This window comes from Winogradskyella poriferorum (assembly GCF_050618035.1).
Classification (GTDB): domain Bacteria; phylum Bacteroidota; class Bacteroidia; order Flavobacteriales; family Flavobacteriaceae; genus Winogradskyella; species Winogradskyella poriferorum_A.
Genome location: NZ_JBODPY010000005.1, coordinates 115,196 through 128,522, shown reverse-complemented (window position 1 = coordinate 128,522; position 13,327 = coordinate 115,196). Strand labels below are relative to the sequence as shown.

At 34.1% G+C, this 13,327-nt stretch carries 11 protein-coding genes; 1 reads left to right on the top strand and 10 read right to left on the bottom strand.

Going from position 1 to position 13,327, the window contains the following annotated elements; all coding sequences use genetic code 11:
- Nucleotides 1-76: 76 nt before the first annotated feature.
- The 4 genes from ACRHOC_RS12430 to ACRHOC_RS12415 all read right to left on the bottom strand — a co-directional run bounded on the left by ACRHOC_RS12430 (nucleotide 77) and on the right by ACRHOC_RS12415 (nucleotide 3,681).
- A complete protein-coding gene (locus ACRHOC_RS12430; protein ID WP_431158973.1) occupies nucleotides 77-1,210 on the bottom strand; it encodes a hypothetical protein in 1,134 nt (377 codons plus the stop codon).
- A 49-nt stretch (nucleotides 1,211-1,259) separates the two neighbouring features.
- On the bottom strand, nucleotides 1,260-2,036 hold the full coding sequence (locus ACRHOC_RS12425; RefSeq protein ID WP_431158972.1) for a hypothetical protein: 777 nt from the start codon (nucleotides 2,034-2,036) through the stop codon (nucleotides 1,260-1,262).
- Nucleotides 2,023-2,586, bottom strand: a complete 564-nt coding sequence (locus ACRHOC_RS12420) for an RNA polymerase sigma factor (protein ID WP_431158971.1) — start codon at nucleotides 2,584-2,586, stop codon at nucleotides 2,023-2,025. Before ACRHOC_RS12420 ends, ACRHOC_RS12425 begins: the two co-directional genes overlap by 14 nt.
- Nucleotides 2,587-2,703: 117 nt before the next feature.
- Entirely contained in the window at nucleotides 2,704-3,681 is a 978-nt protein-coding gene (locus tag ACRHOC_RS12415; RefSeq protein ID WP_431158970.1) for a polyprenyl synthetase family protein, read from the bottom strand.
- A 171-nt stretch (nucleotides 3,682-3,852) separates the two neighbouring features.
- On the opposite strand from ACRHOC_RS12415, the gene ACRHOC_RS12410 reads away from it, so the two are divergent.
- Entirely contained in the window at nucleotides 3,853-5,466 is a 1,614-nt protein-coding gene (locus ACRHOC_RS12410) for a choice-of-anchor J domain-containing protein (RefSeq protein ID WP_431158969.1), read from the top strand.
- A gap of 33 nt (nucleotides 5,467-5,499) precedes the next feature.
- On the opposite strand, the gene rlmN is transcribed toward ACRHOC_RS12410, so the two are convergent.
- From rlmN to ACRHOC_RS12380, 6 genes are all read right to left on the bottom strand, one after another.
- Nucleotides 5,500-6,540: a 23S rRNA (adenine(2503)-C(2))-methyltransferase RlmN gene (gene rlmN / locus ACRHOC_RS12405; protein WP_431158968.1), complete on the bottom strand. Its 1,041-nt coding sequence runs from the start codon at nucleotides 6,538-6,540 to the stop codon at nucleotides 5,500-5,502.
- Between the two features lie 85 nt (nucleotides 6,541-6,625).
- Nucleotides 6,626-7,675 (bottom strand): tRNA preQ1(34) S-adenosylmethionine ribosyltransferase-isomerase QueA, encoded by a 1,050-nt coding sequence (gene queA, locus ACRHOC_RS12400; protein ID WP_431158967.1) that lies wholly within the window; start codon nucleotides 7,673-7,675, stop codon nucleotides 6,626-6,628.
- Nucleotides 7,676-7,748: 73 nt separating this feature from the next.
- On the bottom strand, nucleotides 7,749-8,978 hold the full coding sequence (locus tag ACRHOC_RS12395; RefSeq protein ID WP_431158966.1) for a 3-phosphoshikimate 1-carboxyvinyltransferase: 1,230 nt from the start codon (nucleotides 8,976-8,978) through the stop codon (nucleotides 7,749-7,751).
- A gap of 32 nt (nucleotides 8,979-9,010) precedes the next feature.
- The gene (locus tag ACRHOC_RS12390; protein WP_431158965.1) at nucleotides 9,011-9,337 is read right to left on the bottom strand and encodes a nucleotide pyrophosphohydrolase; all 327 of its coding nucleotides are present in this window, start codon (nucleotides 9,335-9,337) and stop codon (nucleotides 9,011-9,013) included.
- Nucleotides 9,334-11,295 (bottom strand): DUF3857 domain-containing protein, encoded by a 1,962-nt coding sequence (locus ACRHOC_RS12385; RefSeq protein ID WP_431158964.1) that lies wholly within the window; start codon nucleotides 11,293-11,295, stop codon nucleotides 9,334-9,336. Before ACRHOC_RS12385 ends, ACRHOC_RS12390 begins: the two co-directional genes overlap by 4 nt.
- Nucleotides 11,296-11,320: 25 nt before the next feature.
- Complete coding sequence (locus ACRHOC_RS12380) at nucleotides 11,321-13,225, bottom strand: DUF3857 domain-containing protein (RefSeq protein ID WP_431158963.1); 1,905 nt, start codon at nucleotides 13,223-13,225, stop codon at nucleotides 11,321-11,323.
- Nucleotides 13,226-13,327: the final 102 nt, after the last annotated feature.

The following is a 13,327-nucleotide window of genomic DNA, read 5'->3' as shown; positions in this document are numbered from 1 at the left end:
TAAATTTAAGATAATCTAATAAAAAAGCCTTAATCTAAATCTAGATTAAGGCTTTTGCACTGAAATTTTGATTGATTTAATCCATATCAAATCGGACGCCAACAGATATAGCATTTTGCTCAACAACTTGGTCTTTAAATAGAGGGTTAAGATCATACTTAACATATAGTGCCGTGCCACCCCAAGCTAAATAACCACTTAATCCATATACAAAGTCACTGACTTCGAAGCCTCCTCTTTGCTTGTCTTTTACACGCTCACCGTTTTCCTTATATTTTAATTTCTGCATGCTACCAATATTAAATCCTGCATAGCCCCCTAATCCAATCTTTAATTGATTGCGTGTAGAATATCTAAAGTAGTCATCGCGCTCTATTTTTTTAGATGGTCCAAATTCTAAATGTAATGGGAAAACTAAATTGGTTGTTCTAAACTTTGCTTTATCCAAATCCAATGCAAATTCTTGTAATTCGATTTGGTCATTATTATTTACCAAAAACATGTTGTCTTTAATATCGAACTTGTTCCACTGGAATGAAAATCCATATTTAACTCTCCAGAAATTTGTATTGTCAAACAATCTCGTTTTCCACGCATAGCCTAATTCTACAAATCCAGAGCCTCCTAATTTATATGGTGAATCGTCTAAACTCTGGCCATCGATTAATGCATTATTAAATCCTATACCAAAGACAATATCCTCTGTTGTTCTTCTATCATATCGTCTAGGTTTGTCATCCTCCTTCTTACCTATAAAAATGAAACTTTCACTTGTATCGTCATCACCACCAATTCTGATAATAGTCTGGTCGTCTTCAGATCCTGGTAAGCCCACTTGATAAGCTTTATCTGTTCTTTTATAAATGGCAATCTGTTTATCTATTATTGCTAATTTATCTGCAATATTTGCAGCTCTCTTTTCGGCCGCTTCTTTTTTAAGTTGCTCTGCCATTTCAGCTGTTATCGCTCCACTATCTAAGCGTGCATTAATTTTTTCAATGTCCTCCTTTAGATACTCACGTTCTTGATTTTCGACATTAGCCTTTTGCTTTTTTAGTTTCTCGATTTGCTCATTTTTATAAGCTTCTCTAGAAGATTCTATTTCGGTAGAATCCTTTTTTGAATCATTTTGCTCTGTTGTTTGAGCGTTTGAAATAGTACATAATAATGATATGACTAATGGAATTAAAATTCTAGTAAATGTGTTCATAACTGTTCGTTTTTTGATGATTATTATAATTGTTTAAATTGATTCGCGTTTAATTATTTCTTTGTGCTACAGCAGTCTTAACTGTTTTATAGCTATCCTTTAAAACTTCGTAGACCTTACTCCTAAATGATTGTCCCATTTCGTCTTGTACCTCATCCAATAAGGTATTGGCATCTACTGTTTTTGAAGCATCCTTAAGTGCATTATTTTTAGTTAACTCTTTACTAGCAACCTTAAGCAAAGAATCTACTTCTCTATTAAGTTTAGCCTCATTGGCTGTATTTAAATTGTCTATCGCTTCAGCTATCGCTGTTTTATCTAACTCAGGCAAATTGGTTATCCCATCATTCAAATCTGTTGGAATAGTCTCCTGCACCTTATTTTTTTCAGAGTGTGTATTAACAGCAAGCTGCGTTTTAGTTTTTGGAATGGTTACAATTTGTTTCTGTTGATTTGATTTTTGAGGTCTCTTTATTTCTTCTCTTTCTATGGTTAAAGTTTCCTCAACCTCATCTTCACTAGTTAATTGTATTTCATCTTGGTCATTTATCAAGGCGTCCTCATTGATTTTAATCTCCTGAGGTTCTTCATTAACTATGGTCGGAGAAACTGATGTACCTTCATCTTTATTAAATACCTGCACTGTAATTGCAATCATTACTATAAACATTGCCGCAATACTCAACCACCAATAAATTGGTCTTTTGTTCTTCTTATCCTCAGCATCTAAGCGATCAGACAGTTTGGCCCAGCTTTCCGTAGATGGCGACATAGTGCGCTTTTCGAGCTTATCCTTTAGTTGTTCTTCAAATTTAATTGGTGCCATAACTGTTGTTATTTAATTCTTTTATTCTTTGTTGTAGTATCTGTCTTGCTTTGAATAACTGCGATTTAGAAGTTCCTTCTGAAATGTTTAGTAGTTCAGCGATTTCATTGTGTTTATAACCTTCTATTGCATACATCACAAATACCATTTTATAGCCTTCAGGTAAACTATCTATTACCTGTTGTATTTCTGCAACCTCAATATTCGTTTTAATATTGTTAGAGTAATCTTTCTCCAAATAATCATCTTCTGCAACAAACTCAATATTCTTTTGTGTTCTTAAAAATGATATCGCTTCTCTAACCATAATTCTCCTCATCCAACCTTCGAAACTTCCTTCACCCTTAAATGATTTTAAATACTTAAAAACTTTAAAAAAACCATTTAACATAACCTCTTCGGCTTGGTGCACATCTTTAACATAATATCTACAGATACTAAGCATTTTTGGCGCATGTAGCTCATATAGTATATGTTGTGCTTCACGATTGTTCTTTGAAGCCTTTTGAATGAGTTTAGTCTCGTTTTTATGAAGCTGTATAACTTTCATGTTGGTTTTAAGATTGCTCTTCTATTAGTAAAGACGCAAATGCCATGCAAATGGTTGCCTGAAAATTAAAAAAGATTGAAATTTTTTATTAATACACTGTATTACAGTGCTTTAAAATTATTTTTTTCTATCAATTACGTAGTCTACCATTAGCTTAAGAGAAGCTTTATATGGTGAATCGGGATAAACATCTAGGAGTCGAATAGCCTCTTCTTGAAAACTTTTCATTTTATTAACCGCATATTCTAATCCTCCATTGTCTTTTACGAAGGTGATGACCTTTTTAACACGTTTCTTATCCTTATTGTGATTTTTCACAGAATTGATTAACCAAGATTTATCCTTTTTAGAACTATTATTCAAGACATGTATCAAAGGTAGGGTCATTTTCTGCTCTTTTATATCTATGCCCGTAGGTTTACCAATTCTTTCAGTCCCATAGTCAAAAAGATCATCCTTAATCTGAAAAGCCATACCTATAAGTTCTCCAAATCTTCGCATTCGATCTACTTCTTGAGAATTTGGCTTAACAGATGCCGCACCAAGACTACAACAGGCCGCTATTAGAGTGGCTGTCTTTTGCCTAATAATATCATAATAAATAGCCTCAGTGATATCTAGTTGCCGTGCTTTTTCAATTTGTAATAGCTCACCCTCACTCATTTCACGTACAGCAACAGAAATAATTTTGAGCAAATCAAAATCATTATTATCTATAGAAAGTAACAACCCTTTAGATAATAAATAATCTCCAATTAAAACAGCGATTTTATTTTTCCATAGTGCATTAATTGAGAAAAAACCACGCCTACGATTACTGTCGTCTACAACATCATCGTGAACTAGAGTTGCCGTATGAATCAACTCTATAACCGAAGCACCTCTATAGGTGCGATCACTTATTCTACCATCATTGAGCATTTTGGCAACTAAAAAAACAAACATAGGTCGCATTTGCTTGCCTTTTCTATTTACAATGTAATGGGTTATTCTATTGAGCAAGGCCACCTTACTTGCCATGGAAAGTTGAAATTTTTGCTCAAAGAGCTCCATTTCATAGGCAATAGGTTGTTTTATTTGTTCGGTAATTTTCATCTACACTCTAAGAAAAACTATACAATTAATAATGCTCTGTTTTATTTCATTCAGAATTACAAAATTACTAATAAGAAAGCGCTTTATCGTATAAATCTTCAATATTCAGAATTTAACTTTTCTTACAGATTATAATTTGTAACTTAAGGAATTAATTAATCCGAGAACTATATGAGAAAAATTACTTTATTTATTTTAACAATTTGTTTCAGTCTTTCTAGTTATGCACAGTTACCTGAAACTTTTGACACAGAAATACCAGCTACATGGGCAATATTTCCCGGTACCAATGGACTTGGGCCAAATCAAACTTGGGGCTGGAATTCAAATGGTTTCCCATTAATTATTTGGGAAGACGTGGTAGGTGGACTCGCTGAAGATTGGCTAGTTACTCCGCAACTATCTGTTACCTCAATGACAAATCTACTTACAGTGGATATTTCAGATTTAAATGCTGGAGACTTTGCATCTAATATTACCATTAGAGTCTCGACAGGTGCAAGTCAAACTAACATACCTGACTTTACAACCTTATTAACTATTAACGAAGCGGACATTACAACCCCTCAAGTTTTTCAAACTTTTTCAGTGGATCTAAGTGCCTATGAAGGTTCAAGTGTTTATGTTGCATTTGTTATGACAAATGACGATGGAGATGCTTGGATTCTAGATAACGTTGATCTAGTTGAACTCCCTTCATGTTTTGAACCAGGTGGATTTACTGCAGGAACAATCACATCAACTTCGTTTGAAATTGATTGGACTGATACAAATTCGGGAAGTCCAACTTGGGAAATAGAATGGGGTGCTGATGGTTTTACTCAAGGATCTGGTACACTTGTTTCAAATATTGCAACTCCAACCTATAATTTTACAGGCCTTACGCAGGACACAGCGTATGACTTTTATATAAGAACAAATTGTGGAGGAGCTGAAGGTGATAGTGACTGGGTAGGACCAATTGGTTTCACTACAGCTTATGATTGTTCTCAATACGGTTTACCATACAATGAAAACTGGGCCAATGATAATGCCTATTTCTCTTGCTACACTGTTGATAATGCGAATGCAGATAGTCTCTCATGGACTTTTAATGGTGTGAATGATTTTGATGGTGATGGTACAGATGATAATATCATAAACATTTTTCCACAGGCAGCCAATGTGGCAAAAGATGATTGGGTTTTTACACCTGCAATTAGCGGTATTGCAAATGCTGACTATATGATTACAGTTAGATATAATGGTGTAGATATCAATGCAACAGCTAATGAATCTTTTGAATTAGTAATTACAGATTCTCCGTCATCAATGGCGACTATGCAGACTGTTATTGGTTCTTACTCTGGAATTACACAACAAGGTGTTTTTGGTGACATGACTGGTAATGACTTTTTAACGCAGGCATACACAAGTTCTGAGACCTATACACCGACTTCAAGTGGTGATTTTTATATTGGAATCCATGCTAATACTACCGCTGCAAATAGTGATGTATTCTTAGTTTCTAGTATCGCGGTATCTGAAACATTAAGTGATAATGAATTTGAAAGAAATTCTTTTTCTCATTATTATGATGAAAATTCACAAACCTTAAATTTAGAATCATCGGACTTACCATTAACAGGTCTTGAGATATTCTCAACCTTAGGTCAAAGTGTTGTAAGCAGATCATTATCTAAAAAATCTGAAACAATAAATGTTAGTGATTTATCACCTGGTGTTTATCTCGCTAAAGTTGAAATTGATGGAAATTTTAAAACCCTCAAATTCATAAGAAAATAATTAAAAGAAAAGGAGGCAAAATTGCCTCCTTTTTTATGTCTTGTTTGCAAGTTGTCCGCAAGCTGCATCAATATCTTTACCACGACTACGTCTCACTGTAACGGTAATATTGTTGGCTTCTAAAACCTTTACGTACATATCTATCGCTTTCGAATCTGCTTGCTGAAATTCGCCGTCATCGATAGGATTATACTCTATTAAATTAACCTTACTTGGTGCGAATTTGCAGAACTCCACTAATGCATCTACATCTTTTCTTTTATCATTTATCCCATCCCAGACTACATATTCGTAAGTAATTCTATTTTTTGTTTTCGAATACCAGTATTGTAATGCTTCTCGCAAATCCTTTAATGGAAAGGTTGCATTAAAGGGCATAATAGATGTTCTTACCTCGTCTATTGCTGAGTGCAATGAGACTGCCAATTTAAATTTAACATCCTCATCAGCCATTTTTCTTATCATTTTAGGTACGCCAGATGTCGATACAACAATTCGTTTTGGAGACATTCCTAAACCTTCTGGAGATGTAATTTTATCTATGGCCTTTAGTACATTATTGTAGTTCATTAAAGGCTCTCCCATACCCATAAAAACAATATTACTAAGTGGTCTGTTATAGTACAATCTGCTTTCGTTATCGATGGCCACGACCTGATCATAAATTTCATCCGGATTTAAGTTTCTCATCCGCTTTAATCGTGCCGTTGCACAGAATTTACAATCTAAACTACATCCTACTTGTGATGAAACACAGGCCGTTGTTCGTGTAGGAGTAGGAATAAGAACAGACTCTACAATTAAATCATCATGCAGACGCACAGCATTCTTTATAGTCCCGTCTGAACTACGTTGCATCTGATCGACTTTAATATGATTAATAACAAAATTGGCTTTTAATAAGTCTCTCGTTTTTAAAGATATATTGGTCATATCCTCAAAACTATGGGCTGATTTCTGCCATAACCATTCATAGACCTGATTACCACGATAGGCCTTATCACCTTGCTTTACAAAGAACTCTCTTAGTTGTTCTTTGGTTAAAGCTCTTATGTCTTTCTTCTTTGGTTCCATCAATGCAAAAGTACTTAAATGTATTGGTTAAGACTAGGCATAAAAAAAGCCTCTTGTAGAGGCCTTAGTTATGTTATATACTTTATTAAATGATAAGCATTGCATCACCATATGAATAAAATCTGTACTTCTCTTTTACAGCTTCTTCATAAGCATGTTTTACAAAATCGTGCCCAGCAAATGCAGAAATCATCATTAATAATGTTGATTTCGGCGTATGGAAATTAGTAATCATACTATTAGCAATACTAAAATCGTAAGGCGGGAAAATAAATTTATTTGTCCATCCTTCATATGGATTTAATCGACCACTTGAAGACACTGAACTTTCTATAGTACGCATGGATGTGGTTCCTACAGCACATACACGTTTTTTATTTTCTATACCACGATTAACAATATTTGCTGCACGTTCATCAATAAATATTTCTTCGCTATCCATTTTATGTTTAGACAAATCTTCCACCTCAACAGGATTAAATGTTCCTAATCCTACATGCAAGGTTACCTCAGCCATATCCACACCCTTTATTTCTAAACGCTTTAAAAGATGCTTTGAGAAGTGTAGGCCCGCTGTTGGCGCTGCTACGGCACCTTCATTTTTAGCAAAAATGGTTTGATATCGCTCTTCATCCTCTGGCTCCACATCGCGCTTAATGTACTTTGGTAATGGTGTTTCTCCAAGTTCACGCAACTTTCTTCTAAAATCCATGTAAGATCCGTCATAAAGGAAACGTAAAGTTCTCCCTCTAGAAGTTGTATTATCTATAACCTCAGCAACTAAAGTTTCGTCTTCGCCAAAGTATAATTTATTACCAATTCTAATTTTTCGAGCTGGATCTACTAGCACATCCCAAAGTCTCTGGTCTTGGTTTAATTCACGCAATAAAAATACTTCTATACGTGCACCTGTTTTTTCTTTATTACCATACAAACGCGCTGGAAATACTTTGGTGTTATTTAATATCATTACATCACCTTCATCAAAATAATCGATAACATCCTTAAATAGTTTGTGCTCAACAGTTTGCTTTTGTCGATCTAAAACCATTAAACGCGATTCATCTCTATGCTCTGCAGGATGTTCAGCTAATAATTCTTCTGGTAGATCAAAATTGAAGTGTGATAGTTTCATAAATGATATTGGAATTTTTTTTGAAGTTGCAAATATACAATCTCAACATAGGCCTTGTCAAGTAAATTGAATGTTATTTTAAAACAAAACCAACATGCTTTAAATCCTCCCAAAATTGCGGAAACGACTTGCTCACAACCATAGCGTCTTTAATTGTCAATGTCGTCTTTAATCCAAGAGGTGCAAATGCCATAGCCATGCGGTGATCATTATAGGTCGCGACTTCGACACCCTCATTAATAGTTGAAGAAGGGCTAAGATGCAAGGAGTCATTGGTTATTGTTATCTCAGCTCCAAATTTCTCAAGCTCTGATTTTAGAGCAACTAATCTATCTGTCTCTTTAATCTTCAAGGTGTGTAGCCCAGTTAAATCACATGACCTTCCTAATCCAAAACATGTTACTGCTATGGTTTGCGCAATATCTGGCGCATTACTAAGGTCTAACTCGAGATTTGGTTCAGCACTATTATTCTCAACCTTTCTCAAGGTAATTGACGTTTCAGAAAATATGGTTTCTACGCCAAAATGTGTATATATAGTTGCTAAAACAGAGTCGCCCTGCAATGAATTCTTTTTGTAGGATGACAATTTTATTTCAGTCCCAACAGCACTCAGTGCAACAATACTGTAAAAATAGGATGCCGACGACCAATCGGATTCTACGATTAGACTATCCTTATGAGAAGATTCTGTAAAAGGCAATACTTTAATACAATTACCTTCAAAGCTTGATGCTATTTCAATCTCATTTAATAGCGCCAAAGTCATTTTAATGTAAGGTACAGATGTTATTTCACCATTTAAAGTGAGCTCAATTCCGTTATCTAATTTCGAAGCAATTAACAATAATGCTGAGATATACTGGCTACTTACATTTGCATCTAACGCGACTTTATTTTTAGCCAAGCGCTTTCCTCTTATTTTTAATGGAGGAAAACCATCATTTTCGAGATAGGTTATATCTGCACCTAATTGGATTAGGGCCTCAACTAATATTTTAATCGGACGTTCTTTCATCCGTTTTGAGCCTGTCAATACAACTTCTCTTCCTTCCTGAATAGAAAAATAGGCTGTGAGAAATCGCATAGCAGTGCCTGCATGATGTATATCTACAATTTCCTCATTCGAATTTAAAGCCTTTTGCATTAAAACAGAATCGTCTGAATTGGAGAGGTTACGAATACTTATTTCTGGATATAAGGCTTGTAACAGCAGTAGACGATTAGACTCACTTTTAGAACCCGTTACTTCTACCTTAGATTTTAAGTGAACTTTTGATGTATTTAGAATTTGTATATCCATAAAGAAAATTCCCGCTTTTTGCGGGAATAAAATTACTTTAATTTCTCGTTATTATGATGCCTATCGTGATCTCGTTTCGTTTTTTTATCCATTTTTCTATCAAAGGCTTCCTGGAGATCAATCCCTGTTTGATTAGCAAGACACAATACTACAAAAACAACATCTGCGAGTTCTTCACCTAAATCTTTTTCTTTATCACTTTCCTTCTCACTTTGCTCACCATAGCGTCTTGCAATTATGCGCGCAACTTCTCCAACTTCCTCAGTAAGCTGTGCCATATTAGTAAGTTCATTAAAGTATCGAACTCCGTGTTCCTTTATCCAGTTATCTACCTCTAATTGGGCGTTTTTAATTTTCATGGTTGTGCTTTAGACAGAACGACTTGCTCTGATTGTTTTTCGATGTACTTACTGTAGAAATTTTTAAACTCTTTATAATCTGCAGAATTAATCACCGGAAAATTAATATCAAAGTTAAAGGATAATCTCAAGAAACGACCACTTTGCTTAATTATATATTTGAAATTAGATTGGCCATTATTAAAGGTAAATGCTTCACTATTAGGAAGCGATTCTATATTATACCCTTCTGGTATCATAATATTTATAGTGTATTTATCCTTCATTGGAATAACAAAATCTATTGGATATTGACGTTCTTCCAATTTAAATGGACTCTCCTTTAATGCAAAACAAAACAATGGATTAAAGTATAACTTTTCACCAATTTCATCAACAGCATCAGCTAATTCAAAATCATAAGCTAGTCTCACAGGTTTTAAATAATCATCCTCATTCTGATAACTGTACTCTACGATTTCAATTCCCTCTTTATCTGACTCATGATTTTTAATTTTACCCTCTAAACTTAAATCATTGTGGTCTTGTCTGTATTTCATAGCCAAATACGACGTTATGTTCTTTTTGAGTGTACCTGTGGTACCAAAGTCTTCATCTATTTTGACATTTAACATAACTGTTGCCTCAGATTGTGAAGGTGAATTAAGTTCAATCCATTGCGAAGTTCCATTTTTCTCAATAAGTCTACCTTGCCAATTTAGTGCCCTAAATGGTAAAACATTAATACTACCATACTTTTCGGTACCGTCGATTAACATCGCACCATCTTCACTTTTAACCATACATATTACATAATTGAAACCTTCTCGAGTAGGAAATAAAGGTATCCCATTGTCCTTAGTACTGACAAGAACAGGATTTGCATCTAGATCTAATGACCTTAACATTGTAACTAACAAGAGGTTAATATCTGCGACATTCCCTTCACTTTCTTTATACGCTTTACGTACTCCTTTTTGTGCATATTTACCATAGTTTCCGTTCCATTTCACTTTAGATTTTATAAATTCTAAGGTTTTTGTAACCTTATCTCTATCCGTTGATGCACCCTCTAAATAAGCTGCTAATTCATCCTTATAAAAGCTAGATTTCTTTAATTGTTCTCCAAAATTACTACTTTGATAAATCGTTCTCGTAACATCTTCCCAATCACTCGAAAATGATTTTTCAACCTGTTTAAGATTATTTAAAAGCGCTGTAAGTTCTAAAGCCAATTTTGCTCGGTAATTATTTAAATTCCCTGAGAAGGCCTCCTTTCTTAACGCAGGGATATTCTCCTCATTAGCTGTTACAACATTCTCTACATATTGAAAAGGTGTATTTATATTTTTCCTAGTTTCTGATAGACGTGGCATAAAACTAGAACTTAAATTCAATTGTTTATTGTAGATATAATATTCTGGAGTTGAAATTTTTAAATCAAACTTATTAATTGGGATATTATATTGAAAAATGACATCATCGATACCAGTGAAAGGCGAGGTAATTCTATACCTGTACTCTATAACCGAGCCCTCTTTAGCATTTGGCATTGTAAAAGAGCTTATTTTGGTGTATTCATTATAATCTTCCTTAAACTTTCCATCCTTAGATAGCTTTGTCTTTACAATTTTACCATTTTCGAGATTATAAGTAGTCGCCTTAAGATTAATTAGTTTTTCACTTCTACCAGCCGAACCATAGTATAAGTAAACCTTTTTAGTGGCCCAGTCTAGTCCTTCCTTATTATAAATCTTAATTCGCTCATGCACCTCACGTTGCTGAATAAATCCTTCATTACTGATATATTGATAATGTATGAATTCGTTCTTGTAAAGCACAGCTGCTTCAACCGAAGAATCCGTTGGATGAAATTTTTCCTGAAGTTCATCCTTTGATACTTTACCAAAATCAAAGTTCTGCGCGGTAGATAAGTTAATAGTCAAAAAAAGAATGGTGATTAAAGCGAGATATTTCATATGATTTTTGTGATTGTTTAATTGATTAGTTGCTGATTAGGACCATCTTGGTTTTATCATTTTTTACAATATTCTTCCAGAAGTCTCTGTAAGATTTGTATTCTGACTTTGCAAATTCGCCCTTGTTAAGTATTAATGTTCTAGTATATTTTATTTTGTTATCGTTTAATTTTTCGAGCTTAAATTCATAGCTACCAAACTTGGTAGACATCGACTTTCCCTCACCCATTGCTTCAATCTTTAAGTCCAAAGGAAATTCTATGATATACTCGTCTACATCCTTAAGAGCCCTATCTATTTTGAAGTTATGGTTACGATCTAAATAGCGCTGAGGCACAGAAGACAATCTGTTGAACAAATTTGGTTGTAAAATTAATCTCGTACCACTTTTTGAAGCGTAACGATTCGCAGACACTTTCACTTGTTCTATAAAAATGACATTATCCTTATCATTAGTATAAGTCACCGCATCTAATGAGAGATCATTGATATTATCCCAATATTCTTTGTAATGAAGATCCTGATTTCTTGATGATTCATTCTGTATCCCTTCGTGAGTGTTATACTGATATCCTGTTGATGCTATTTTGATATCTGCAGTAAAATTTCCACTGGCATCAAATTTTGCATTTGCAGTAGTGATTTGCTGGCTCTCTTCGGCACTATAAGCTTTTGTATGGACTATTTCACCTCCTGAAGGCTTAATAATTAAAACATCGCGATCATCGGTGAAACCCGAAATAAATCCAAAAGGCGCAGTTTGACTCGTACATTCTAAGAATATATTTTCATCATTATTTTCAATACAAAGGATAGCGTGGTTACCCTGTGCAGATGAAAATTCAGCATCAATATCCCTTATCTCTTTGCCACCATAAACCAGTGTATAATAAGACGGAACATCAACTGCCTGTAGTAGCTCTTTTGTATAATTGGTAAGGCCTTTACAATCTCCATATCCAAGTTGATCTACTTCCTCTGCCTCCATAGGTTTCCAACCACCAATGCCGATTTGTACGCTAATATATCGTGTTCTATCCTGCATGTAATTGTAAACAATTTTTGCTCTTTCTAATTTATCTTCAACACCTTCCGTAAGCTTCTTTACTTCTTCAATTGCAGTTTCTGGTAAATTATTAGCTTCACTTAGTAGTTTGTCTTGTACCCATGTACCAAACTCACTCCAATCATTATTTATTCCTTCAACACCATCTAGATTAAATCGTTTTAAGGCTAATTTAATACCTGGAGCAATCTCTGAAATGGTAGGGCAATACGCTTCATATTTTATCCCTTTTAAATTTTTTGCTCTAAAATGATATTCACTCACTTCTTGAATATCAAATTCCTTTAATAATCTTTTTTTGATTTTCACCTCTTCAGAGGAGTTGTTGATAAGTCGAAATTCTGCATATTCAATGGCTAGATAAAACCCATCTATTGGATACCAAGATGGCACAAAGGCAGTAGAATTATGATGAACTTCTGAGATAAATTCTACAGTATATGGATAACTCACTGCATTATAATCGAAGTACATCACGCGACTATCTGAATATAATGTACCACCACTTACAGCACTTTGATCCGTAAAATCACTTTTTCGAACCTTTCTTATTTCCTCACCAAATTCGTTATAAACCCGAGCTTCAATTTTTTTTATATCGGTATTATCGTCATAGAATTCAACTGTGTTTAAATGTCGCTCGCCATATTTATTTAAAACAGTAACAATTCTGTGTGTCTTAATCGTCATGTTGTCAAAATCGTTGATCTCAACAGTTTTTCTTTCAAAACGAACTACAGCATTTGCATTAGATTTTAAATCTTCAGAAAGTAATAAAGAAATATAATCTGATTCTGACTGTGATTGGATGTGTAGTGATAGGCTTAAAACAAATAAAAAGAGTAGTTTTTTTTGGAAGGGCATAAATTAGAATTAGTTATAGCTACTACAAGTATAACATAGAGTTCTAAAATATGCAAGTTGTAAATGTTATAAAAAAGATGTAATACTAGAGTCTAAAATATT